Annotated in this window: 25 protein-coding genes and 1 other RNA gene; 7 read left to right on the top strand and 19 right to left on the bottom strand. The window is 70.5% G+C overall.

What is annotated here, in order from left to right:
• Positions 1-5: 5 nt before the first annotated feature.
• The 7 genes from gcvPA to DFQ59_RS18410 form a co-directional block, all read right to left on the bottom strand.
• Positions 6-1,403 carry an aminomethyl-transferring glycine dehydrogenase subunit GcvPA gene (gene gcvPA / locus DFQ59_RS18440; protein ID WP_114281208.1) on the bottom strand — a complete coding sequence of 466 codons (1,398 nt, stop codon included), beginning with the start codon at positions 1,401-1,403 and terminating at the stop codon, positions 6-8.
• 57 nt (positions 1,404-1,460) lie between these two features.
• Positions 1,461-1,853: a glycine cleavage system protein GcvH gene (gene gcvH / locus DFQ59_RS18435; RefSeq protein WP_114281207.1), complete on the bottom strand. Its 393-nt coding sequence runs from the start codon at positions 1,851-1,853 to the stop codon at positions 1,461-1,463.
• Positions 1,854-1,871: 18 nt separating this feature from the next.
• Positions 1,872-2,963, bottom strand: coding sequence for a glycine cleavage system aminomethyltransferase GcvT (gene gcvT, locus DFQ59_RS18430; RefSeq protein ID WP_114281206.1), 1,092 nt, complete (start codon positions 2,961-2,963; stop codon positions 1,872-1,874).
• 314 nt (positions 2,964-3,277) lie between these two features.
• Entirely contained in the window at positions 3,278-4,546 is a 1,269-nt protein-coding gene (locus DFQ59_RS18425) for a UbiH/UbiF/VisC/COQ6 family ubiquinone biosynthesis hydroxylase (RefSeq protein WP_114281205.1), read from the bottom strand.
• Positions 4,547-4,671: 125 nt separating this feature from the next.
• Positions 4,672-5,967 (bottom strand): 2-octaprenyl-6-methoxyphenyl hydroxylase, encoded by a 1,296-nt coding sequence (gene ubiH / locus DFQ59_RS18420; protein ID WP_114281204.1) that lies wholly within the window; start codon positions 5,965-5,967, stop codon positions 4,672-4,674.
• A 124-nt stretch (positions 5,968-6,091) separates the two neighbouring features.
• A complete protein-coding gene (pepP, locus tag DFQ59_RS18415) occupies positions 6,092-7,399 on the bottom strand; it encodes a Xaa-Pro aminopeptidase (protein ID WP_114281234.1) in 1,308 nt (435 codons plus the stop codon).
• 18 nt (positions 7,400-7,417) lie between these two features.
• A complete protein-coding gene (locus DFQ59_RS18410) occupies positions 7,418-7,975 on the bottom strand; it encodes a UPF0149 family protein (protein ID WP_114281203.1) in 558 nt (185 codons plus the stop codon).
• A 171-nt stretch (positions 7,976-8,146) separates the two neighbouring features.
• Here DFQ59_RS18410 and DFQ59_RS18405 point away from each other — a divergent pair, with 171 nt between their 5' ends.
• The 4 genes from DFQ59_RS18405 to DFQ59_RS18390 all read left to right on the top strand — a co-directional run bounded on the left by DFQ59_RS18405 (position 8,147) and on the right by DFQ59_RS18390 (position 9,569).
• On the top strand, positions 8,147-8,353 hold the full coding sequence (locus tag DFQ59_RS18405) for a TIGR02449 family protein (RefSeq protein ID WP_114281202.1): 207 nt from the start codon (positions 8,147-8,149) through the stop codon (positions 8,351-8,353).
• The gene (locus DFQ59_RS18400) at positions 8,353-8,670 is read left to right on the top strand and encodes a cell division protein ZapA (RefSeq protein WP_114281201.1); all 318 of its coding nucleotides are present in this window, start codon (positions 8,353-8,355) and stop codon (positions 8,668-8,670) included. The genes DFQ59_RS18405 and DFQ59_RS18400 overlap by 1 nt, the downstream gene beginning before the upstream one ends.
• 10 nt (positions 8,671-8,680) lie before the next feature.
• Positions 8,681-8,863, top strand: a non-coding RNA gene (gene ssrS, locus DFQ59_RS18395) — 6S RNA.
• 100 nt (positions 8,864-8,963) lie between these two features.
• The gene (locus DFQ59_RS18390; RefSeq protein WP_114281200.1) at positions 8,964-9,569 is read left to right on the top strand and encodes a 5-formyltetrahydrofolate cyclo-ligase; all 606 of its coding nucleotides are present in this window, start codon (positions 8,964-8,966) and stop codon (positions 9,567-9,569) included.
• A gap of 62 nt (positions 9,570-9,631) precedes the next feature.
• On the opposite strand, the gene DFQ59_RS20570 is transcribed toward DFQ59_RS18390, so the two are convergent.
• Entirely contained in the window at positions 9,632-9,757 is a 126-nt protein-coding gene (locus DFQ59_RS20570) for a hypothetical protein (protein WP_281268271.1), read from the bottom strand.
• A gap of 352 nt (positions 9,758-10,109) precedes the next feature.
• On the opposite strand from DFQ59_RS20570, the gene DFQ59_RS18385 reads away from it, so the two are divergent.
• Positions 10,110-10,568 (top strand): EVE domain-containing protein, encoded by a 459-nt coding sequence (locus DFQ59_RS18385; RefSeq protein WP_114281199.1) that lies wholly within the window; start codon positions 10,110-10,112, stop codon positions 10,566-10,568.
• A gap of 399 nt (positions 10,569-10,967) precedes the next feature.
• Here DFQ59_RS18385 and ilvA read toward each other — a convergent pair whose 3' ends face one another.
• Positions 10,968-12,482, bottom strand: a complete 1,515-nt coding sequence (gene ilvA, locus DFQ59_RS18380) for a threonine ammonia-lyase, biosynthetic (protein ID WP_114281198.1) — start codon at positions 12,480-12,482, stop codon at positions 10,968-10,970.
• Between the two features lie 285 nt (positions 12,483-12,767).
• Here ilvA and rpiA point away from each other — a divergent pair, with 285 nt between their 5' ends.
• Complete coding sequence (gene rpiA / locus DFQ59_RS18375) at positions 12,768-13,424, top strand: ribose-5-phosphate isomerase RpiA (protein WP_114281197.1); 657 nt, start codon at positions 12,768-12,770, stop codon at positions 13,422-13,424.
• Between the two features lie 51 nt (positions 13,425-13,475).
• Here rpiA and DFQ59_RS18370 read toward each other — a convergent pair whose 3' ends face one another.
• From DFQ59_RS18370 to DFQ59_RS18355, 4 genes are all read right to left on the bottom strand, one after another.
• Entirely contained in the window at positions 13,476-14,063 is a 588-nt protein-coding gene (locus tag DFQ59_RS18370; RefSeq protein ID WP_114281196.1) for an HD-GYP domain-containing protein, read from the bottom strand.
• Positions 14,064-14,192: 129 nt separating this feature from the next.
• Entirely contained in the window at positions 14,193-14,495 is a 303-nt protein-coding gene (locus tag DFQ59_RS18365; protein ID WP_114281195.1) for an EF-hand domain-containing protein, read from the bottom strand.
• A gap of 163 nt (positions 14,496-14,658) precedes the next feature.
• Positions 14,659-15,453: a COG3650 family protein gene (locus DFQ59_RS18360; protein ID WP_114281194.1), complete on the bottom strand. Its 795-nt coding sequence runs from the start codon at positions 15,451-15,453 to the stop codon at positions 14,659-14,661.
• Positions 15,450-15,881: a thioesterase family protein gene (locus DFQ59_RS18355; protein ID WP_114281193.1), complete on the bottom strand. Its 432-nt coding sequence runs from the start codon at positions 15,879-15,881 to the stop codon at positions 15,450-15,452. Before DFQ59_RS18355 ends, DFQ59_RS18360 begins: the two co-directional genes overlap by 4 nt.
• Positions 15,882-15,942: 61 nt before the next feature.
• On the opposite strand from DFQ59_RS18355, the gene DFQ59_RS18350 reads away from it, so the two are divergent.
• Positions 15,943-16,254 (top strand): pirin family protein, encoded by a 312-nt coding sequence (locus tag DFQ59_RS18350; RefSeq protein ID WP_147275284.1) that lies wholly within the window; start codon positions 15,943-15,945, stop codon positions 16,252-16,254.
• Positions 16,255-16,273: 19 nt separating this feature from the next.
• Here the strand turns inward: DFQ59_RS18350 and DFQ59_RS18345 are convergent, their stop codons facing one another.
• From DFQ59_RS18345 to DFQ59_RS18320, 6 genes are all read right to left on the bottom strand, one after another.
• Entirely contained in the window at positions 16,274-16,768 is a 495-nt protein-coding gene (locus DFQ59_RS18345; protein ID WP_114281191.1) for a GFA family protein, read from the bottom strand.
• 63 nt (positions 16,769-16,831) lie between these two features.
• Positions 16,832-17,449: a DUF1294 domain-containing protein gene (locus tag DFQ59_RS18340; RefSeq protein WP_114281190.1), complete on the bottom strand. Its 618-nt coding sequence runs from the start codon at positions 17,447-17,449 to the stop codon at positions 16,832-16,834.
• Positions 17,450-17,620: 171 nt separating this feature from the next.
• On the bottom strand, positions 17,621-18,064 hold the full coding sequence (locus DFQ59_RS18335; RefSeq protein WP_114281189.1) for a hypothetical protein: 444 nt from the start codon (positions 18,062-18,064) through the stop codon (positions 17,621-17,623).
• Positions 18,065-18,177: 113 nt separating this feature from the next.
• A complete protein-coding gene (locus DFQ59_RS18330; protein WP_114281188.1) occupies positions 18,178-19,308 on the bottom strand; it encodes an ABC transporter ATP-binding protein in 1,131 nt (376 codons plus the stop codon).
• A 46-nt stretch (positions 19,309-19,354) separates the two neighbouring features.
• Complete coding sequence (locus DFQ59_RS18325; RefSeq protein ID WP_114281187.1) at positions 19,355-20,185, bottom strand: carbohydrate ABC transporter permease; 831 nt, start codon at positions 20,183-20,185, stop codon at positions 19,355-19,357.
• Positions 20,186-20,191: 6 nt separating this feature from the next.
• Positions 20,192-21,079 (bottom strand): carbohydrate ABC transporter permease, encoded by an 888-nt coding sequence (locus DFQ59_RS18320; protein ID WP_211315002.1) that lies wholly within the window; start codon positions 21,077-21,079, stop codon positions 20,192-20,194.
• Between the last annotated feature and the right edge of the window lie 8 nt (positions 21,080-21,087).

The raw sequence follows: 21,087 nt of genomic DNA, 5'->3' as shown, positions 1-21,087 counted from the left end.
GGCGCCTACCACTTGGGCTGGATGGGGCACTTCACCGGGTTGCGCTTCTGGATGATGCGGCCGAGATGCTCGGCGTAGGCGTCGAGGTCGGCCGGGGTCTTGGTTTCGGTGGCGCAGGCCAGCAGCGACTGGCCCAGCTCCGGGTAGGGTCCGGAGAGGTCGTAGCCGCCGAGCAGGTTCTGGGCGCCGAGCGCCCGCAGCGTCTCGCCCACCGGCAGCGGCAGGCGCAGGGCCACCTCGTGGAAACAGGGCCGGTCGAAGACGGGTTCCACCCCCGGCAGCGCGGTGAGCCGTTCGGCCAGCGCGCGGGTATTGGCGTGGCATGCCGCGGCCACCCGGCGCAGGCCCTCGGCGCCCAGCAGCGCCATGTGGATGGTGGCGGCGGTGACCATCAGCCCCTGGTTGGTGCAGATGTTGGAAGTGGCCTTGGCGCGGCGGATGTGCTGCTCGCGCGCCTGCAGCGTCAGGGTGAAGCCCGGCCGCCCCTCCAGGTCCACGGTGCGCCCGACGATGCGGCCCGGCATCTGCCGCACGTGCTCCATGCGGCAGGTCATGAAGCCGAAGTAGGGGCCGCCCGAGGAGAGCGGCACCCCCAGCGGCTGGCCCTCGCCGCAGCAGATGTCCGCGCCCTTGCCGCCCCACTGCCCCGGCGGCTTCAGCAGGGCCAGCGCCACGGGGTTGGCCAGCGCGATGGCGAGCGCGCCGTTGGCGTGGGCCCAGTCGGTCAGGGCGTCCACCTCCTCCAGCACGCCGAAGAAGTTGGTCTGGGGGATCACCACGGCGGTGACCTCGCCGCCCGCGTACCCGTCCAGCGCCGCGGGATCCACATGGCCGTGAGCGGGATCGAAGGGTATCTCCACCAGCTCGATGCCCTGGTGGCGGACGATGGTGCGCACCACGCTGCGATAGGCCGGGTGCACGCTGGCGGGCAGGAGCACCCGCCGGGACCTGGAGCGGCGGTTGGCGCGCACCGCCATCAGCACCGCTTCGGCCAGGGCCGAGGCGCCGTCGTAGAGGGAGGCGTTGGCCGCCTCGAGCCCGGTCAGCGCCGCCATCATGCTCTGGAACTCGTAGACCACCTGCAGGGTGCCCTGGCTGGCCTCGGCCTGGTAGGGGGTGTAGGCGGTCATGAATTCGCCGCGGGTGACGATCTCCCAGACCGCCGCGGGGATGTGGTGCTCGTAGGCGCCGGCGCCGATGAAGCACAGCGGCGTGCCGTCCTGCCGGGCCCGATCCCGCAGCAGCCGCCCCACCTCCATCTCCACCGCCGCCCCGGGCACGCTCTCCGGCACTTCGGCCCGGAGTGCGGCGGGGATCTCGTCGAAGAGCGCCTCCACGTCGGCGGCCCCGATGGCCTCGAGCATGGCGCGGATGTCGGTGTCGGTATGGGGAATGAAGGGCATGGTCGCGTTCCGGCGCTTTTCAGGGCGGGTGCGCCGCGGCAGGGCGGCGCACCGGTGTCAGGCCTCGTCGTCCAGCTGTGCCTGGTAGGCCTTCGCGTCCAGCAGCTTGTCCAGCGCGGCGCTGTCGGCCGGACGCAGGCGGAACAGCCAGCCGTCGGCGAACGGGGACTGGTTCACCAGCTCGGGCGCGTCGGTCAGCGCCCCGTTGACCGCGGTGATCTCGCCGGCCAGCGGGCTGTAGACATCGGAGGCGGCCTTCACCGACTCCACCACCCCGCACTCCTCGCCGCCGCCGACGCCGCGCCCCACCTCCGGCAGCTCCACGAACACCAGGTCGCCCAGCAGCTCCTGGGCATGGTCGGTGATGCCCACGGTCACGGTGCCGTCCGACTCGGCGCGGACCCACTCGTGGCTGCTGGTATATTTAAGGCCCTCAGGCACTTCACTCATGATGACTCTCCGGTCGTCTCAGACACTGTAGACACGCTTGCCATGCCGCACGAAAGGCGGCTTCACCACGCTGGCCCGATGCAGCCGGCCGCGAATTTCCACCTGACACTCGGTGCCGATCCGCGCCGGCACGCGGGCCAGCGCAATCCCCACGCCGAGGGTCGGGGAGAAGCCGCCACTGGTGACCTCGCCCTCCCCCGCGCCCTCCACGACCACCCGCTGGTGGCCGCGCAGCACGCCGCGATCCTGCAGCACCAGCCCCACCTGGCGGCGCTCCACGCCCGCCGCGCGCTGCGCCTCCAGCGCGGCGCGGCCGACGAAATCCCGCTCGGCCGGCTCCCAGGCCACGGTCCAGCCCAGGCCCGACTCCAGGGGCGAGGTCTCCTCGTCCATGTCGCTGCCGTAGAGGCACATGCCCGCCTCCAGCCGCAGGGTGTCGCGCGCGCCGAGCCCGCAGGGCCGTACACCCGCCTCCTGGAGGTCGGTCCACAGGGCCGGGGCCCGCTCCTCGGGCAGCAGGATCTCGAAGCCGTCCTCGCCGGTATAGCCGGTGCGGGCGACGAACACGCCGCCGGCATCCACGCCGCTGAAGGGACGCAGCGTGCGGGCGCGATCGGCCTGCGCCGGGTCCAGCGCCGCGTAGACCTTCTCCCGGGCCTCGGGGCCCTGGACGGCGATCATGGCGAGATCGCGCCGCTCCCGCAGCTCCACGTCGAAGGGCCGGGCGCGCGCCCCGATCCAGGCCAGGTCCTTGTCGCGGGTGGCGGCGTTGACCACCATGCGGAAGAAGTCGTCCTCCAGATAGTAGACGATGAGGTCGTCCACCACGCCGCCGCGCTCATTCAGCATGCAGCTGTAGAGGGCCTTGCCGCGGACCTGGAGCCGTTCCACATCGTTGGCCAGCAGGTGGCGCAGGAACTCCCGCACCCGCTCCCCGCGCAGGTCGGCGATGGTCATGTGGGAGACGTCGAACATGCCCGCGGCGGTGCGCACGGCGTGATGCTCCTCGATCTGGGAGCCGTAGTGCACGGGCATCGCCCAGCCGGCGAAATCCACCAGCCGGGCGCCCAGCGCCACATGCCGGTCGTAGAGCACGGTACGTTTGTCCATCGGTCCCCTTCCGCCAGATTGTAGATCCGCGACTATAGCGGAGCCCCGCCCCCGGTCAAAGTGCGCCGGTACGCCTTCGGCCCATTCCCGTCCGCCGCGGCCGATGCCTGTCCGTTCGATTCGGATAAAGCAGCCATCCACCACGGAGACACGGAGCCCACGGAGGATAAAAGTGCCGGAGAACACACGCTTCGGGCCGGAACCATCACAGTCGACAACGGTGCATCAATACACCGCCATTCTCCGTGGGCTCCGTGCCTCCATGGTGAATCCCGTGACGGCCTGAAACAAATGTTCACCTGCCCGGGGCGGTTTCAGGCGGCCTCGCCCGGCGGCAGTCCCCGCGCCAGCCGCGGCAGGTCGCCGCCGAGCCCCAGGGCGCGGCGCATGAACAGCGCCTTGAGCGGCGGCAGCCGATCGGTGATCTCCAGCCCCAGGTTGCGGGCCCAGGCCAGCGGCGACAGGCTGCCGGCGAACAGCCGCTTGAATCCCTCCATGGCGGCGATCATGAGCAGGTTGTCGCCGCGCCGCCAGCGCTCATAGCGGCGCAGGGTGGCGAGGCCGCCCGGGTCGCGCCCGGCGGCGGTCCCCGCCAGCAGCACCTCGGCCAGGGTGGCCGCGTCGAGCAGCCCCAGGTTCACCCCCTGCCCGGCGAGCGGGTGGATGGTGTGGGCCGCATCGCCCACCAGGGCCACGCGCTCCACCACGTAATGCTCGGCGTGACGCATGCGCAGCGGGAATCCCGCCCGCGGCCCCACCCGGGTCACGGCGCCCGGCGCTGACCCGAAGGCGCCCTCGAGCTCGGCCCGGAACTCCCCCTCGTCCAGGGCCAGCAGCGCCTCGGCGTGGGCGTGCCCGGTGGACCAGACGATGGAGCAGGTGCGGGGCTCGCCGAGGGGCAGGAAGGCGAGCGGGCCCTCGGGCAGGAACCGCTGCCGCGCGGTCTCGCCGTGGGGCTCGGCGGTCTGCACGGTGGCCACGATGGCCGTGTGGCCGTAGTCCCACCCCTCCACCGCCACGCCGACCTGGTCGCGGACCCAGGAGCGGGCGCCGTCGGCCCCCACCACCAGCCGGGCGCGGATCTCGCCGCCGCCGGTCCTCAGCACCGCCTCCTCGTCGAGGCGGCGCAGCCCGGTCAGGGACGTGCCGAAGCGGCATTCCACGTTGCCGTGTTCGCGCAGGCGCTCCAGCAGCGCCGCGCGGATCACCCGGTTCTCGATGATGTAGCCGAGGTTGTCCTCGCCGAGCTCGGCGCAGTCGAAGTGGATGCCGCCGGACCCGCCGACGGCGTCCCAGACATGCATCTCGCGGTAGGGGGCCACGCGCCGCGACACCATCCCCTCCCAGGCGCCCAGGGCGCGGAAGATCCGCTCGGAGGCCCGGGTGACGGCCGAGACGCGGAGATCGTACTCCCCGCCCGCGGGCGGCTCCGGCTCGGGCCCGGCATCCACCAGCACCACCCGCAGGCGGCTGCCGCCCAGGGCGCAGGCAAGGGCGGCGCCCACCATGCCGCCGCCGACGATGGCGATGTCATAGGTGGAGTTCCGGGGTTCGGGTTTCTGGTTCTGAGGGTTCGCCTGCATGGTCCGCTCCACGGCCGGTCATGCCGGGCCGGTCATTATGTCGTTCAATCAGCCGAAAACCGCGGTCGCTCTCACCCAGGCGCCAATCACGCCAGGAAGAACCGTCACTGGCCACTGGCTACCGGCTACTGGCCACTGATATCGCCCGCGTCCCCGGCGTGGCACAGGGGCCGCCCCCCCGCCAGGCGCGGGATGGGGCGGGCCAGTCCCATGGTCACCCGCGCCAGCCAGTGACGCAGCCCCGGGACGAGCCCCATGCCCACCAGCCCCAGGTCACGCACCAGCACCAGCGGCGGCAGGTCGTTGGAAAAGAGCCGGGCGAGCGCATCGGTCAGGCCGATGGTGCGGCGCAGGTCCACGCGCCGGCGCCGGGCGTAGGCGCGGGTCACCGCGGCGCTGCCCGGATCGTCGCCGGCCCGGGCGGCCTCGGCCAGCACCTCCGCCAGCACCGCCACGTCCCGCAGCCCCAGGTTGAATCCCTGCCCGGCGATGGGGTGCAGCGTGTGGGCGGCGTTGCCCACCAGCACCAGGCGCGGCCGGGCCCACTCGCCCGCCTGCGTCAGGCGCAGCGGATAGACGTGGCGCTCGCCCACCGCCGTGAAGCGGCCCAGGCGCTCTCCGAAGCGCGCCTGGAGCCGCTCCAGGAAGCGCGCGTCGGGCAGCGCCGCGATCTCCCCGGCCTGGTCCGGCGGCACGCTCCAGACCAGGGCGCAGCGGTGCCCGTCGAGGGGCAGCAGCGCCAGGGGGCCGGTGTCGGTGAAGCGCTCGTAGGCCACCCCCTCGTGGGGATACTCCGTCGCCACGTTGGCGATGATGGCGCTCTGGCCGTAGTCGCGCACGCTGGTGCGAATGCCGAGACTCTCCTGCAGCCCCGTGCGGCCGCCGTCGGCCACCACCAGCAGCCGGGCGGTCAGGGTGCGCTCACCCGCCGGGGTTTCCAGGGTCAGGGTGGCCAGCTCCGGGGTCAGCCCGGCGGCGGTGCAGCGGGCGGGGTTGAGGTAGTCGACGCCGGCGGCCGCCCGCGCCGCGGCGGCCAGGGCCCGCCCCAGCGGCCGCATGGGCAGCACGTAGCCGAGCGCCTCCACCCCCTCCTCCGCCGCATCGAGGCGCACGCAGCCGAAGTGGCCGCGGTCGGAGACGTGGATGCGGCGGATGGGCGCGGCCGCGGCGGCCAGCCCGGCCCACACGCCCAGCCCGTCGAGGATCCGGCGGCTGCCGTAGGCCAGTGCCAGCACCCGCTCGTCGAACGCCGCCGGGGCGCCGTCCTCCGCCGGCGGGGCCGACTCGATGACCGCGATGCGCAGCCCGCACCCGGCCAGGGCGCAGGCCAGGCTGCTGCCCGAGAGCCCGCCGCCCACGATGGCGATGTCGTAGGCCGGGTTTCCGGTTTCGAGTTGCGAGTTGCGAGGATCCGCCTGCATGTTCCGGTACTCCGCGGCGCTTGAGCCGCTTCCGATTGCTTTGATTAGCCGTTCGCCAGTTCTGTTCGGGCCACGAGGGCGGCATGTGGGATCGGCCCCGCCACTCCATGCCCGCGATCCGAAACTAGCCCTTCATCAATGCCTCGATCTCGTCCACCGCCTTGGGCGCGGCGTCGGTCAGCGCCTCGCCGCCCTCCCGCGTCACCAGCACGTCATCCTCGATGCGGATGCCGATCCCCTGCCAGCGCTTGGCCACGCCCCTGCTGCCCGCGGCCACGTAGAGTCCCGGCTCCACGGTCATCACCATCCCCGGCTCCAGTTCGCGCCAGGCGTTGCCCACCTTGTAGTCGCCCACGTCGTGGACGTCCATGCCCAGCCAGTGGCCGGTGCGGTGCATGTAGAAGCGCCGGAAGGCGCCGTTCTCGATGAGCCCGTCCACCGAGCCCTTGAGCAGCTTCAGCTCCACCAGCCCCTCGGTCAGTACCCGCACCGCGGCCTCGTGGGGCGCGTTCCAGTGGTTGCCCGGGCGCACCTGGGCGATGGCGGCGGCCTGGGCGGCCAGCACCAGATCGTAGAGGGCCTTCTGCGGTCCGCTGAAGCGGCCGTTCACCGGGAAGGTGCGGGTGATGTCGGCGGCATAGCAGTCGTATTCGGCGCCGGCGTCGATGAGCAGCAGGTCGCCGTCGCGCAGCTCGGCGCTGTTCTCCGTGTAGTGGAGGATGCAGGCGTTGTCGCCGCCGGCGACGATGGAGGGGTAGGCCGGCGAGCGCGCGCCACCATGCATGAACTCGTGCAGGATCTCCGCCTCCACCTGGTACTCCATCAGCCCCGGCCGGCAGGCGCGCATGGCCCGGATGTGGGCGTCGGCGGAGATGCGGGCGGCGGTGCGCATGGCCTTCAGCTCGCCGCGGCTCTTGTACAGGCGCATGTCGTGCAGCAGGTGATCCAGGGCCACGAACTCCGCCGGCGTGTGCACCCCGGCGCGGGACTTGGAACGCACCCGGTTGAGCCACTCCATCACCCGCCGGTCGAACTCCGGGTCGCAGCCCATGGCGTAGTAGACCCGCGCCTTGTCCTCCATCAGCCCGGGCAGGATGTCGTCGATGTCGGTGATGGGGAAGGCGTCGTCGGCCCCGTGGCGCTCGCAGGCGCCCTCCTGGCCGGCCCGGCGCCCGGTCCAGGTCTCCTGCTCCGGATCGCGCTCGCGGTTGAAGAGGATGTACTCGCCGTGCCCGCGCCCCGGCACCAGCACCAGGCACGCCTCCGGCTCGGGGAACCCGGTCAGGTAGTAGAAGTCGCTGTCGGGGCGATAGGGATACTCGGTATCGCGGTTGCGGTGCTTCTGCGGCGCGGTGGGCAGGATGGCGATGCTGCCGCGCCCCATCATCTGCATCAGGCGGCGGCGGCGGCGGGCGAATTCCTTGCTGTTCATCATGGGGTCCGGCATTGCTCAGTGGGTCTTGGCGGCGGCGCGGCGGCGCACATCGGCAAGCTCGTCATAGACCAGCAGCGCGCCCATGCGCACGTACTCCACCAGTTCGGCGTAGGCGGACTCCTGCTCCTCGTCCCCGTCGCCGGTGTCGAAGTCGAGGCGGGCGATCTCGCCCATGTCCGTAAGCGCCTCGCGGGCGCTGGCGGGAAGCCTCTCGGTGCGGGAGACGCCGCCGAGCCCGAGCCCGATGAGGAACCCCTCGCACCAGTGGCCGAGCGCTTCCGCCCGCTGCTCCAGCGCGACACCGTCGCCGGGCAGCAGGGGCTGGAAGGAGAGGTCCTCGCTGAAGAACTCCTTGCGCGTCGTCTCGAACAGCGACTGGAGAGCCTGCTCCTGGCCCGGCGCCACGCCCTGGTGCCCCTCCAGCACCTGGTCGCGCCAGCCGTGGGGGCTGACCTTCTCGCCGAGTGCGCAGATGAGGCCGCACAGCATCCCCTGGGCCTCCGCGGCGACGGCCTGGGGCTGCGCGAGGGCCGTGGCCACGCGTTCGATCAGGAGGGTGTGCTCGGAGCTCATGGCGGGTCACTGTTCCGGGTGCGGTCGGGTCGGAGGCTTATCGTATCACCCTGCACCACCCGGCTGAACCGGGTCCGGGCCGGCCCGGATTGACCCCACTTCGGCGCCCTTCTATATTGAAAGCCTGTCACCCATGCCCCGAACCCACCCCCCGGACCACGGTCAGACGCCATGGCAGAGATCGATCTCAGGACCCTGGAGTTCCGCATCCACGAGCTCATCCAGATGTGCGAGCGGCTGCGCGAGGAGAACCGCTCCCTGCGCTCCCAGCAGGCAAGCCTGACCACCGAGCGGGCGCACCTCATCGAGAAGAACGAGCAGGCGCGCATGAAGGTGGAAGGCATCCTGCAGCGGCTGAAATCCATGGAGCGCGAGTGATGCAGCCCTCTGACGCCACCGCCGTCACCGTCAACATCCTCGACAAGGAGTTCCGGGTGGTCTGCCCGGAAGACGAACGCGACGCGCTGCTCAAGTCGGCCCACTACCTGGACCGGCAGATGCGCGAGATCCGCGATCGCGGCAAGGTGATCGGGCTGGATCGCATCGCCGTCATGGCGGCGCTCAACATCGCCCACGAGCTGCTGGATCTGAAGGGACAGAAGTCCGATTACACGGACACCATGCAGTCGCGCATCCAGATCCTGCAGAACAAAATCGAAGATGCACTTAACAAAGGCAGGCAGATCGAGTTATAAAGGAACCAGGCACTCCCTGGGACGTTCGCCAGCAGGACTAAGTCTCTTGAGCCGATAAGTAACGCCTTGGGGGCCACCTTGCAGTGTTGTTGTGCACACCCGCTGCGCGCGGGCAGCCTGATACACGGCTACGGCCCCCACCTGAACCTCTGGGTTCAAGGCCGATACCTGCAGCGGCGCCTCCGGGGAGTGTCTCCATTCCTGCCTTGCCCTGCCCTTGACCCGCAAATCGGCCATCAGCGAGTCGCTGGGCGGTCAGACGCGAAGCCTTGCCCCTGCACCGACATCACCCCATGACCACCCGCGCCCAATTGCGCCGACAGATGCGTGCCGCGCGCCGCGGCCTCAGTGAACGCGAACGCCGCGAGGCCGCCGAGCGGCTGGCCGGCAACCTGGCCCGCACCGACTGGTTCCGCAACTCCCGCCGCATCGCCTGCTATCTCGCCAACGACGGCGAGCTCGATCCCTGGCCGGTCATGGAGCGGGCCTGGGCGGCCGGCAAGACCTGCTACCTGCCGGTCCTCTCGCCGGTCACCGGCAACCGCCTCTGGTTCGTGGACTGGCGCCCGGGGGAACCGCTGGCCGGCAACCGTTTCGGCATCCCGGAACCGGTCCACGCCAGTTGGCGCCTGCAGCCGGCCTGGGCCCTGGACCTGGTGCTCACCCCGCTGGTGGCCTTCGATCCGCTGGGCAACCGGCTCGGCATGGGCGGGGGCTACTATGACCGCACCTTCGCCTACCTGCGCCGGCGCCGGCGCTGGCTCAAGCCGCGCCTGGTGGGGATGGCCTACGAGCTGCAGAAGGTCGCGGCGCTGCCACACGCCGGCTGGGACATACCGCTGGAGGGGATCGTGACGGAAGCGGAGTGCTACGCCGGCGGCGCGCCGCGCGCCGGCTGAGGGCGGAAGAGCGGCCGGGGCCAAGAAAAAACCCGCCGGAGCGGGTTTTTTCGTGATTGTTCCTACCGGCTCGCGCTGACCGTTGGTGCAGGCCGTTCCATCAACTCCTGCGTATAACCGGTCACCACGACCCCCAGCCCCACGATCAGGGCCAGCAGGAACAACAGATCGGGTTTGCGCCGTTTCATCCGTACACGCCTCCAGAATGATGCCTTGTTACGCCAACCCGCAGGGTTACAGGCGGCTGTCATGCCGCTCTTCGTCCCCGCATCTGCCTGCCGCCGGGCTTCACTCCATGAAATCCACCGACAGAGTCCCGCACTGTTCCGATGTCCGCTCCGGGTCTCTGCGCACCCTGGAGCAACCGGACATAAAACGGGTTTATATATATACACAACCCCGGGGCTATGCAACAGGCAGGTTCACTGTTTGCGCCATATCCGGCACAGCCCGGCACGGCCAACCGAGTGGGAAAGTCGGAAATCCCCTATACTGCCCGCATTTCATCCCCCCGGCGGGGCATCCATGACAGGAGGCGACGTGAATTACTGGCTGTTCAAGTCCGAGCCCGATGTGTTCGGCATCGATCACCTGATGAAGATGCCGAAGCGCACCGAGCACTGGGACGGGGTGCGCAACTACCAGGCCCGCAACATGATGCGCGACGGGATGCGCAAAGGGGATCTGGCGTTCCTCTACCACTCCAACTGCGCGGAACCCGGCATCGTCGGCATCGTCGAGATCGTCCGCGAGGGCTACCCGGACTTCACCGCCTTCGATCCGGACACGAAGTATTTCGATCCGAAGAGCGATCCCGACAATCCCCGCTGGTACATGGTGGACGTGAAGTTCAAGCGCCGGCTCGAGCGGACCATCACCCTGGCCGAGCTGAAGGAGCACCCGGAGCTGGAGGGGATGCCCCTGGTGCGCAAGGGCAACCGCCTGTCGGTGATGCCGGTGGCCCCGGAGCACTGGGAGTTCATTCTCGGCCTCGAGTAGGCCGGCGTGGATAGAGATTCAACGCGAAGACGCAAGGGCGCGAAGACGCCAAGGGAAACGAGGTTTTTTTGCACCCGAGTTGAACGACCTGCCTTGCCCGGGGCGGGTTAGGTGTAACGGGGGACGTTTCCAGAAAGAAGCACTCCACCACGAAGGCACGAAGGTCACGAAGGGAGTCGGAAGACCTGTCGACAGGGCCTCGATCGGCATTTGCCTCTTTCTTCGTGTTGCTTCGTGCACTTCGTGTCTTCGTGGTGAATCGGACGGCGTCGACCGAAGCTCCGGCCATCGCCCCCGGCACGGCCCTGCCAGGCGGTCCAACACAAACAGTCAATCTTCTTGCTTGGCGCCTTTGCGTCTCGGCGTCTTTACGTCTTTGCGTTAACGCCCTGGAGACACTCAGCTCAGGAACATCCGGTAGGCGGGGTTCCCGGTCTCCTCCTGGCAGGGGTAGCCGATGCGGTCGAGGTAGACCTGGAACTGGTCCCGCTCCTCCGCGGGCACCTGCACCCCCATCAGCACCCGGCCATAGGCGGCGCCGTGGTTGCGGTAGTGGAACAGGCTGATGTTCCAGCGGGTGCCGAGGGTGGAGAGGAACTTGAGCAGGGCCCCGGGCCGCTCCGGGAACTCGAACCGGTAGAGCACCTCGTCGGTCACCTGGTGGCCGCGCCCGCCCACCATGTGGCGGATGTGCAGCTTGGCCATCTCGTTGTCGGTCATGTCCAGGACCGGGAAGCCCTTCTCCGCGAGCATGGCCAGCAGCTCCTCGCGCTCCTCGTCGCCGCGGGAGAGCTGCACGCCCACGAAGATGTGGGCCTGGTCGGGATCTGCCATGCGGTAGTTGAACTCAGTGATGCCGCGGCGGCCGATGGCCTGGCAGAAGAGCTTGAAGCTGCCGGGCCGCTCGGGGATGGTGACGGCCACCACCGCCTCGCGCCGCTCGCCCAGCTCGGCGCGCTCGGAGACATGGCGCAGGCGATCGAAGTTGACGTTGGCGCCGCTGTCGATGGCCACCAGCGTCTGCTCCCTGGCGCCGGTCCGCTCCACGTACTTCTTCAGTCCCGCCACGCCCAGGGCCCCGGCCGGCTCGGCGATGGAGCGGGTGTCGTCGAAGATGTCCTTGATGGCGGCGCAGATCTCGTCGGTGGAGACCAGGATGACCTCGTCCACGGTCTTGCGCGCCACGCGGAAGGTCTCCTTGCCGATCTGGCGCACGGCCACGCCGTCGGCGAAGATGCCCACCTGGTCCAGCACCACCCGCCGGCCGGCGCGCAGGGCGTGGTGCAGGGTGGGCGCGTCCTCGGGCTCCACCCCGATCACCTTCACCTCCGGGCGCACGTACTTGATGTAGGCGGCCACCCCGGCGATGAGCCCGCCGCCGCCCACCGGCACGAACACGGCGTCCAGCGGACCGTTGTGCTGGCGCAGGATCTCCATGCCGATGGTGCCCTGGCCGGCGATCACCTCCGGGTCGTCGTAGGGGTGGATGAAGGTGAGCCCCTTCTCCTCCGCCAGGGCCATGGCATGCTGGTAGGCCTCGTCGTAGACGTCGCCGTGCAGGATCGCCCGGGCCCCGCGCGCCCGTACCGAGTTGACCTTGATGTCCGGCGTGGTCCGCGGCATCACGATGAGCGCCTTGATGCCGAGGCGCTTCGCCGCCAGGGCCACGCCCTGGGCATGGTTGCCCGCGGAGGCGGCGATGACCCCCCGCTCCCGGGCCTCCTCGGACAGGCCGATGATCTTGTTGTAGGCGCCGCGCAGCTTGAAGGAAAAGACCGGCTGCAGGTCCTCGCGCTTGATGAGCACGCGGTTCTCCAGGCGCCGGGAGATGAGCGGCGCCTCGTCCAGCGGGGTCTCGTGCGCCACGTCGTAGACGCGGGCGGAGAGGATTTTCTTGAGGTATCTGGTGGACATGCGTTTAAGATGGAATATCAGCCAAGCCTGACAAGATACAGGATGCAGCCCCCCCGGCACAAAGCCGGCCGCCCGGAATCCGGGGCGGCGCGGGCCGGCCGGCGGCCCCTTTGTGCGCCGCAGCTTGGCGCGGCGGCTGCGGGCCCGTACTCTTTTCAGCCCCCGGGAGCCCGTCGGACCGGCGCCAGCGCGGCCGCAACGGGATCGAATCAACGTTTCCCTATCCGCCAACCCGGGCCGGCATGGCCGGGGTGGCCAGACCACTGCAGAGGACGAACACCAGACATGACCCAGGACGAACTGAAGAAGGCCGCGGGCTGGGCGGCCCTGGAGTACGTGGAGAGCGGCACTATCGTGGGCGTGGGCACCGGCTCCACCGCCAACCATTTCATCGATGCGCTGGCCAGCATCAAGGGCCGCATCGAGGGCACCGTGGCCAGCTCGGTGGCCAGCGCCGACCGGCTCAAGGCCCACGGCATCCCGGTACTGGACCTGAACAGCGTCGACGAGCTCTCCGTCTACGTGGACGGCGCCGACGAGATCACCCGCCACATGCACATGATCAAGGGCGGCGGCGGGGCCCTCACCCGGGAGAAGATCGTGGCCGCGGTGGCGAGGAAGTTCGTCTGCGTGGCCGACGAGACCAAGCTCGTGGACGTCCTCGGCGCCTTCCCGCTGCCGGTGGAGGTGATTCCCATGGCGCGCAGCTACGTGGCCCGCGAGCTGGTCAAGCTGGGCGGCGAGCCGGTTTTGCGCGAGGGCTTCACCACCGACAACGGCAATGTCATCCTCGATGTCCACGGCCTGCGCATCATGGAGCCGGTGAAGCTGGAGGAGACCCTCAACATGATCACCGGGGTGGTCACCAACGGCATCTTCGCCTGCCGCGCCGCCGACCTGCTGCTGATGGGCACGAAGGACGGCGTGAAGCGCCTCGACTGACCCGCGACGGGCTCCCGCCGGCCATGGCCCCATGGCCGGGCGGGACCCTGCTCAGGCTCCCAGCATGCGGAAGAAGCGTTCCGCGAAGCGCGGATCGAACTGCAGCCCCACCTCCCCCCGCATGGCGGCGAGCGCCCCTCCAGCGGGCATGGAATCCCGGTAGCTGCGCCTGCTGGTCAGGGCGTCGTAGGTGTCGGCGAGGGCGATGATGCGCGAGCACAGGGGTATCTCGTCGCCCGTGAGCCCGTCCGGGTAGCCGTTGCCGTTGAAGTGCTCGTGGTGGTGGAGAATGATGCGGGCGCACTCGTCCATGTCGGGCGCATCCACCTGGCCGATGATGGAGGCGCCGATGCGGGAGTGGCTCTTGATGCGCTCGTACTCCGCCCCGCTCAAGGGGCCCGGCTTGCGCAGTATCTCGTCCGGAATCCCGATCTTGCCGATATCGTGGAAACGGGCGCAGGTCCCGAGCAGGCGCAGCGCGGCCCGGCTGAGCCCCACCGTCCGGCCGAGTTCCAGGGCCAGCGTCACCACCCGGCCGCAGTGGGAATGGGTATAGCCGTCACGCACACGCAGGGCGGCATCCAGCGCGCCGGTAATCCTGTCGAGCATATCCGCCGGCACCGCCTCCGCGTCCTGCATGGCACCCTCCTTGCGCTGGAATCACCCGCGGCCACCTGCATCCACTGTCTCGACTTATAGGCCATCCCCGGTGCGCCCGCAACTCCGGGCGGAGGCGCCAGCGACACGCAACCCCATGGCAATAATGGTTTATTTGCGCCGCTGGAGGCGCTCGGCCAGCTCCTTCTGCAGGGTCAGGGACATCTCCTCTCCGGAGAGCCGCCCGTCACCGTCGGCGTCCACCTGTTCGAAGACCCACAGGTGCGCATAGGGATCGGGCTGGCGGCGGCGCTCGAGAAAGCCCCGGAACTCCTCCCGATCCACGTAGCCGTCGCGGTTGCTGTCATGCAGGGAGTAGGTCTCGCCGGCCTCGCCGCCGGCGGTCTGGGCCGCCGCGGTGCCGACCAGGGCGCCGGACAGGACAAGGAAAATGAATAGCGCTCGATATGGCATGGAAGCTCCCTCCCGGGATTGTCTTGCAGGTTCTGGAGGAGACCATACCGCAGGCACCTGAAACCGCGCTGAAAGCCCGGCCTGTCCGCCTGAGCCGGGGATGCCGCGCCCGCCCCTGCCGCACCATGGGCACGTTCGAAAACGAGCGTAGAGGAGGCGGAACTCAGAACAGCGCCCGGCCGCAGCCGTTGTAGTCGCGCCCGTCCAGGGTGACCCGGACCGTGACGGCGAAGACCTCGCCGCTCATGCTGTCCGCGCATTCGCGCCCCTCCAGCAGCACCTCCAGGGTGTGTCCGCCGGCGCTGGCCTGGTACCAGCTCTGGGCGCGGATCCGGTCGACCCGGGGCTCCGGGGTGGGAAAGGTGTACCAGCTCTGGCCGTAGTCGGTGACGAAGCGCGTGGCGCCGTCCAGGGTGATCTCCAGGCTCCAGCCGGGTTCGTTGCCCACGGCCCGGAAATCCACCCCCTCCAGCTTCGCCTTCTCCCAGGGCGTGCGCGCCGGATCGGGCCGGCAGCCGCTGTGGACCGTGGCGCCCGACTGCAGCAGCACCTCCCCGCCCTCGCTCCGGAAGTCGGTCCCCCCCTCGGCATAGCGGGCGCCGGAGGCGGCGGGCGCGGCCGGCAGCTCACGGACCTCGCCGGGCAGGAACAGCCAGGCCCGCTCCGGCAGGATGCGGGCGGCGAAGGTGAATCCGTCGGGACAGGCATAGGCCACGATGCCGTCCGCCGGGCCGGCCGCCGGAGCGGGCGCGGCCTCCGCCTCGACCTTCGCCGGGGCCGGGGCCGCGGCGGCGCCGGAGGCCGACGGGGTGCCGGAGGCCGCCTCGGCACTCCGCTGCTCCACGTCCACCGCCTCCGCCCCCTGCTCCCGGGCGCCGAACCGGAATGTGCAGGAGGCGAGCGCCGCGGCGGCGGCGACCACCAGCACCACCAGGCGCACGCGGTCGAACCGGCTCATGCCCCGTCTCCGCCGCCGGCCTTGCGCGCCAGCCGCTCGCCGAAGCGCCGGCTGTCGATGACGAACCGCTCGTGGGTCCCCTTGGTGATCAGGTCGACCCCGTCGTGGGCCTCCACCTCGAACACCAGCCGCCGGCCGTCCACCTCCACCAGCCGGACTTTCGCGGTCACTTCGAATCCCGCCGGCGTGGCGGCGGTATGGCTCACGTCCACATGGGTGCCCACCGTCTGCTCGGCGGGCCAGTCGAGGTGGGGATTCACCGCCCTGATGCAGGCCCACTCCAGGAACCCCACCATGAAGCCGGTGGCGAATACCGCGGGCATCGCCTGGAACTCGGGCGCCTCGGGATAGAGGGCGGGGACGGTCTTGGCATCGGTGACGGTGAAGCGGTGCTCGTACTCGATGCCGGGCCTGAGGCTCTCCTTCATCTTCTCTCCTTGCCGGTCCGAAAATCCGTACAGGTGTACGACACCCCGGGCCCCGGAATCAATGCCCCCTGAATCAGTGCCGGTCCGCGGGGTCAGAAACCGTACACGTCCCGGAGCCGCACGCGAGGACTCCATCGTCATCAACCAGGACGCCTTTTTCTCCCTGGCCGACCTGGAGGCCGGGGGCCGGGTCACCTACACCCCGCACCAGCCCGGCAACGGCGTCTACCTGTTCGTCATCGAGGGCAGCGTGGAGGCGGCGGGAGAGCGGCTGCGGCGGCGGGATGCCCTGGGACTCGAGGAGGCCGGCGCCGTGGAGATCGCGGCGGACGGGGAGGCCCGGGTGCTCGCCATCGAGGTACCCATGGGCTGAACCTCCGCCGCCGGGACCTTCACGCCTCCTGCTCGAGTCCCAGGCGCCGGTGCCAGGCGGCGATGGACTCGTCCGGAAAGGCCTCGAACAGCCGGTCCCGGGCGTCGGCGCGCACCTCCACCCAGCCCGCCTTCGAACCGAGCATGAGGTGGGTTCGCTCCGGCGGGACCGGCAGCCCGGAGTCGATGGCCGAGGCGAAGGGATGCACCAACTCCGGCCAGCGCGGGTCCCACACCCACAGCGCGCTGCCGCAGTGGCGGCAGAAATGGCGCTCCATCGGGCTCTGTCGCGGCTCGCCGGTCTCCGGGTCGGGGACCCGCGGCCGGTAGACGGCGACATGCTCCCGCCCCTCCACCGCCAGCGAGGCGGACTCCCCGCCGAGGTTGATGGCAAAGCCGCCGCCGCCCGCCGTCTTGCGGCAGATGGAGCAGTAGCAGAGGTTGTAGGGGTAGGGGTGGCGTGAGCGGACCGAGAACCGGACCCGTTGGCAGTGACAGGAACCTTCGAGCAGCATGATTCATCCCCTCTCTGGCTGGAGGTCCGGCCGCGGGCCGCCTTGCGCCCCGCGTTCAGGCCGTCATGCCCATAGCCGGCCCAGTGATCGGAGGAACGCCGCCCCGGGGGCGCTGAAGAGCCACCCCAGCGCGGCGCAGTTGACCAGCGCCAGGATCCAGAACAGCGCCAGGAACTCCGCCTTGCGCGACTTGTGGCGCAGGGTCTGCTGGGCCACCAGCGCCCCCGGCCAGCCGCCCAGCAGGCCGAGCAGGTGCAGCGCGCTTTCCGGGATCCGCCAGCGGCCGTTGCGGGCCGCGGACTTGTCGAGGGCATAGGCCGCGAAGGCGACCAGGCTGAGCGCCAGGTAGAGGGCGGGCACGAACGCCGCCAGGCGGCCGAGGCGGACCGCGACGCCGAGCAGCAGGAAGAACAGCGTCACCACGGCCCAGGCCCACCGGACGCCCTTCCCGGCGGGCCCGGCAGGTTTGCGCGCCCCGGCGAAGGCCGCCCGCACCGCCCGGCTGCGCCCCTTCCCGTCGGTGGCCAGCTCATAGATGACGAACTCCCGCCCCACGGGCCGCGCATGCCCGCGGGGAAAGGCGCTGATGTGCACGAACACCGGCGCACCGCCCCCGCTCGGGGTGATGAATCCGTAGCCCCGCGCCTCGTGCCAGGTTGTCAGTCGTCCGTTATGGCGCACACGGCACCTCCACACCCTTGGTTCCGGGGCCGCCCGGAATCGTGTCCGCCGCCGCGCGTGAAGCGCTTTCCCGCGGCAGCGGACGCCCGCTCGATTGTCCCCGCCCGCCTTGTCCCCGCCTCCCGGACAGCCGGCGGGGCGGAGACTCACACCCGGAGCCGCTGCACGCCTCTACCGACCGCCGGGATCGATGAAGAGCGCTTCCAGCCCGGGTGCGTCGGTGCGCACGCCGGGGCGGTAGAGATGGCAGGTGAGGCGGGCGTAGTTGTCGAGATCCGAGCCGATGAGGCAGGTCTCCTCGTATTCGACCCCCGCCTCGGCGAAACGTATCCGCAGCACCTCGACGTTTTCGCCGGCGGTCTCCACCCGTGCCGAGCCGGTGACGCTACGGCCGCCGATCTCCCTTGTCACCACCAGCCCGGAATCGCCGCGGGCGAGGGTCACCCGGCCGGCATAGGTCGCCGTGCTCTCCGGCCCCTTCCCCACCAGCTGGTAGCGGCCGGCCAGGAAGCCGTAGAGAAACTCCCCGTCACGCCCGTCGGCGGCGACGGCGGCGGGCGGCTGGAGCAACAGGCCGGCCGACAGCAGGATGACAAGGCTTCCGATCCCGTACATGGTTGTGTCCCTCCGGTTTCCGCCAGGTTACGTTTTCCGCGGGGGCGCGCGACCGCCGCTGCGTCGGCGACCCGGTACGGCCGGGGTGAGCGCGGAAAATCCCGGCTCCCCGGCTACAGGCGGCGCCCCCCTTCCGGATCGAAGCAGTGAATTGCCGTGCTGTCGACCTCCAGCCCGATCCACTGCCCGCGTTCCACGGCCGCCCCGGTCATGCGCACCGCCAGGTACGCCTCCGCGAGCGCCTGGCCCGGGCGAACGGGGTCCAGCAGCCCCACCGGCGGCCGGCAGTAGATGAGCTGCTCGTGCCCGAGCGTCTCGACGGCCGCCACCTCCAGCCGGAAGTCGGGCCGTTCCCGTGCCGGCCGCAGGGACTCGGGCCGCAGACCGGCGATGACATCCCTGCCCGCCTGTTCCCGCAGCGAATGATGTTGTTTCACCACCGCATCCGGCAAGGGCAGACGGGCCATCCCGATGCGGATCCCCACTCCCCCGCTCCCCGCCTCCAGGCGCGCGGGCAGGAGATTCATGGACGGGCTGCCGATGAAGCCGGCGACGAAGGTGTCGGCGGGCCGGTCGTAGATCTCGCGGGGCGGGGCCACCTGGCGCAGGCGGCCGGCGGCGAGGACGGCGACCCTGTCACCGAGGGTCATCGCCTCCACCTGGTCATGGGTGACATAGACGGTGGTGGTGCCCGTGCGGCGCTGCAGCGCCGCGATTTCGCCGCGCAGCTGCACCCGCAGGCGGGCGTCCAGGTTGGACAGCGGCTCGTCCATGAGGAACAGCGCCGGCTCGCGCACCAGGGCGCGGCCCATGGCCACCCGCTGGCGCTGGCCGCCGGAGAGCTGCGCGGGGCGCTGCTCCAGGAGCGGTGTCAGGTCGAGCAGTGCGGCGGTCGCCTCCACCCGCGCCCGGATCGCCGCCCTGCCGATGCCGCGCATCCGCAGCGGAAAGGCGAGGTTGCCACGCACGGTCATGTGCGGGTAGAGGGCGTAGTTCTGGAACACCAGGGCCACGTTGCGGCGCCGGGGCGGCCACTGGTTCACCACCGTCCCGTCGAAGCGCAGCGTGCCGCGCGTCGGCGCATCGAGGCCGGCCAGCAGGCGCAGCAGGGTGGACTTGCCGCAGCCGGATGGCCCCACGCAGACCAGCAGTTCGCCCTCCTCCACGGTCAGGTCGATGGCATCCAGGCCGACGCCGCCGCCGGGAAAGATGCGGGTGAGGCCCTCCAGTTCCACTCTCGCCATCGTCAGAAGTCCCTCGTGCCTGCCCGGGCCCGCCGCGGGTGCGGCCTCAGCCCTTGATGCCGCTGGCGGCCACGCCGCGGACGAACCAGCCCTGGAACAGCAGGAACAGCAGCAGCACCGGCGCCACCATCATCACCCCGAAGGCCAGGATGTCGCCCCACTGCAGCGGCGGCTGGGTGAAGAAGGTGGCGATGGCCACGGGCAGGGGACGCACCGCCGGCCCGCTGGTGACCATGAGCGGCCACAGGAATGCGCCCCACTGGGTCAGGAAGGTGAGCACCGCCACGCTGGCGAAGGCGGGGCGGGCATTGGGCACCACCACCGCGAGATAGGTGCGCCAGGGGCCGGCCCCGTCCACCCGGGCGGCCTCCTCGAGTTCCCGGGGCAGCTCCAGGAAGAAGGTGTAGAAGAGATAGATGGCGAAGGCATTGGCGGTGAAGGGGAGAATCTGCACCAGGTAGGTGTCGCGCCAGCCGAGCAGGGTCACCTGCCAGAACAGCGGCACGGCGATGGCCTCGAAGGGAATCACCAGCAGCGCCAGCACCCCGGCCAGCACCACGCCGCGCCCCCGCCACCGGAGCCGCGCCAGGGCGTAGCCGGCCAGGCTGTTCACCGCCAGCCCCAGGGCCACGATGGCGGCGTTGATGAACAGCGAGTTGAAGAGAAACAGGCCGAAGCGGGTGCGTCCCAGGACGTCGGCGAAATTCTCCAGCGTCAGCCGCCCGGGAAACAGCGCCTGCAGGGTGCCCGCCTCGGGCAGCACCCGGGCATCGGGCTTCAGCGCCCCCACCACCATGATCGCCACCGGCGCGACCATGAGCGCCGCGGCGGCGGCGAGCAGCAGGTAACGGATGGCGCGGCGGAGGCTGTGGGCCATGTCCGGTCACCGTTCCTGGCGCAGCAGCCGCCGCTGCAGCAGGGTGACGGCCAGCACGATGAGGAAGAAGACCACCGTCATGGCCGCCCCGCGGGCCACCTGCTGGCGCTCGAAGGCGGCGCGCACGGCCGCGTAGATGACCGTGGCGGAGGCCTCTCCGGGGCCGCCCTGGGTCATGATGCGCACCTGGTCGAAGAGGCGGAAGGCGAGAATCGAGGTGACCACCACCACGAAGATGAGCGTGTTGCGCAGCCCCGGCAGGGTGACGTGGAGGAACTGTCCCCAGCCGCCGGCGCCATCGATGGCGGCGGCCTCGTAGCGCTCGGCGGGGATGGCCTGGAGCCCCGCCAGGAGGATCACCATCTGGAACCCCACCCCCTGCCAGATGGAGGTGAGCATGATGGCCGGCAGGGCCCAGGCGGGATCGTGGAGGAAATCCCGCGGACTCCAGGCCCCGAACGACAGCCAGCCGAGAAAGGCGTTGACCGGCCCCGTCCCGCCGGGAGCGTAGAGCAGCACCCAGACCACGGCCACCAGCGACATGGGGAAGACCACCGGCATGAAGAACAGGGTCCGGAACAGGGGCAGGCCGCGCAGGGGCTGGTTGAGCAGCAGCGCCAGCCCCAGGGCCAGCACGGTCTGCAGCGGCACCACCACCATCGCGAACAGCCCGTTGTTGGCCAGCGCGCGCAGGAACGCGGGATCGGCGAGGATGCGGCGGAACTGCTCCCAGCCCAGGAACTCCACCGGCAGGGGCGAGCCGAGGCGGGCGCTGGTGAAGGCGAGCCCGAAGGCCACCAGGAACGGCAGGCCGACGAACAGCGCCAGCCCCGCGACCGCCGGGGCGGCCATGGACCAGGCGGCGGGAGTCTGGTCGGTGAGGGGGCGGGGCATGGTGCGGA

It is taken from the genome of Thioalbus denitrificans (assembly GCF_003337735.1).
GTDB classification, from domain to species: domain Bacteria; phylum Pseudomonadota; class Gammaproteobacteria; order DSM-26407; family DSM-26407; genus Thioalbus; species Thioalbus denitrificans.
This window is presented reverse-complemented; position numbering and strand designations above follow the sequence as displayed.

What these genes read in the sequence shown, in the direction of transcription:
- DFQ59_RS18365 (WP_114281195.1), bottom strand. Translation starts at nt 14,495, where the DNA reads ATGCCATATCGAGCGCTATTCATTTTCCTTGTCCTGTCCGGCGCCCTG.
- DFQ59_RS18335 (WP_114281189.1), bottom strand. Translation starts at nt 18,064, where the DNA reads ATGTACGGGATCGGAAGCCTTGTCATCCTGCTGTCGGCCGGCCTGTTG.
- DFQ59_RS18390 (WP_114281200.1), top strand. Translation starts at nt 8,964, where the DNA reads ATGACCACCCGCGCCCAATTGCGCCGACAGATGCGTGCCGCGCGCCGC.
- DFQ59_RS18355 (WP_114281193.1), bottom strand. Translation starts at nt 15,881, where the DNA reads ATGAAGGAGAGCCTCAGGCCCGGCATCGAGTACGAGCACCGCTTCACC.
- DFQ59_RS18345 (WP_114281191.1), bottom strand. Translation starts at nt 16,768, where the DNA reads ATGCTGCTCGAAGGTTCCTGTCACTGCCAACGGGTCCGGTTCTCGGTC.
- DFQ59_RS18400 (WP_114281201.1), top strand. Translation starts at nt 8,353, where the DNA reads ATGCAGCCCTCTGACGCCACCGCCGTCACCGTCAACATCCTCGACAAG.
- ubiH (WP_114281204.1), bottom strand. Translation starts at nt 5,967, where the DNA reads ATGCAGGCGGATCCTCGCAACTCGCAACTCGAAACCGGAAACCCGGCC.
- DFQ59_RS18325 (WP_114281187.1), bottom strand. Translation starts at nt 20,185, where the DNA reads ATGGCCCACAGCCTCCGCCGCGCCATCCGTTACCTGCTGCTCGCCGCC.
- DFQ59_RS18320 (WP_211315002.1), bottom strand. Translation starts at nt 21,079, where the DNA reads ATGCCCCGCCCCCTCACCGACCAGACTCCCGCCGCCTGGTCCATGGCC.
- DFQ59_RS18410 (WP_114281203.1), bottom strand. Translation starts at nt 7,975, where the DNA reads ATGAGCTCCGAGCACACCCTCCTGATCGAACGCGTGGCCACGGCCCTC.
- DFQ59_RS20570 (WP_281268271.1), bottom strand. Translation starts at nt 9,757, where the DNA reads ATGAAACGGCGCAAACCCGATCTGTTGTTCCTGCTGGCCCTGATCGTG.
- gcvT (WP_114281206.1), bottom strand. Translation starts at nt 2,963, where the DNA reads ATGGACAAACGTACCGTGCTCTACGACCGGCATGTGGCGCTGGGCGCC.
- ilvA (WP_114281198.1), bottom strand. Translation starts at nt 12,482, where the DNA reads ATGTCCACCAGATACCTCAAGAAAATCCTCTCCGCCCGCGTCTACGAC.
- DFQ59_RS18370 (WP_114281196.1), bottom strand. Translation starts at nt 14,063, where the DNA reads ATGCAGGACGCGGAGGCGGTGCCGGCGGATATGCTCGACAGGATTACC.
- DFQ59_RS18330 (WP_114281188.1), bottom strand. Translation starts at nt 19,308, where the DNA reads ATGGCGAGAGTGGAACTGGAGGGCCTCACCCGCATCTTTCCCGGCGGC.
- rpiA (WP_114281197.1), top strand. Translation starts at nt 12,768, where the DNA reads ATGACCCAGGACGAACTGAAGAAGGCCGCGGGCTGGGCGGCCCTGGAG.
- DFQ59_RS18360 (WP_114281194.1), bottom strand. Translation starts at nt 15,453, where the DNA reads ATGAGCCGGTTCGACCGCGTGCGCCTGGTGGTGCTGGTGGTCGCCGCC.
- DFQ59_RS18425 (WP_114281205.1), bottom strand. Translation starts at nt 4,546, where the DNA reads ATGCAGGCGAACCCTCAGAACCAGAAACCCGAACCCCGGAACTCCACC.
- DFQ59_RS18405 (WP_114281202.1), top strand. Translation starts at nt 8,147, where the DNA reads ATGGCAGAGATCGATCTCAGGACCCTGGAGTTCCGCATCCACGAGCTC.
- gcvH (WP_114281207.1), bottom strand. Translation starts at nt 1,853, where the DNA reads ATGAGTGAAGTGCCTGAGGGCCTTAAATATACCAGCAGCCACGAGTGG.
- DFQ59_RS18350 (WP_147275284.1), top strand. Translation starts at nt 15,943, where the DNA reads ATGCCCCCTGAATCAGTGCCGGTCCGCGGGGTCAGAAACCGTACACGT.
- pepP (WP_114281234.1), bottom strand. Translation starts at nt 7,399, where the DNA reads ATGAACAGCAAGGAATTCGCCCGCCGCCGCCGCCGCCTGATGCAGATG.
- gcvPA (WP_114281208.1), bottom strand. Translation starts at nt 1,403, where the DNA reads ATGCCCTTCATTCCCCATACCGACACCGACATCCGCGCCATGCTCGAG.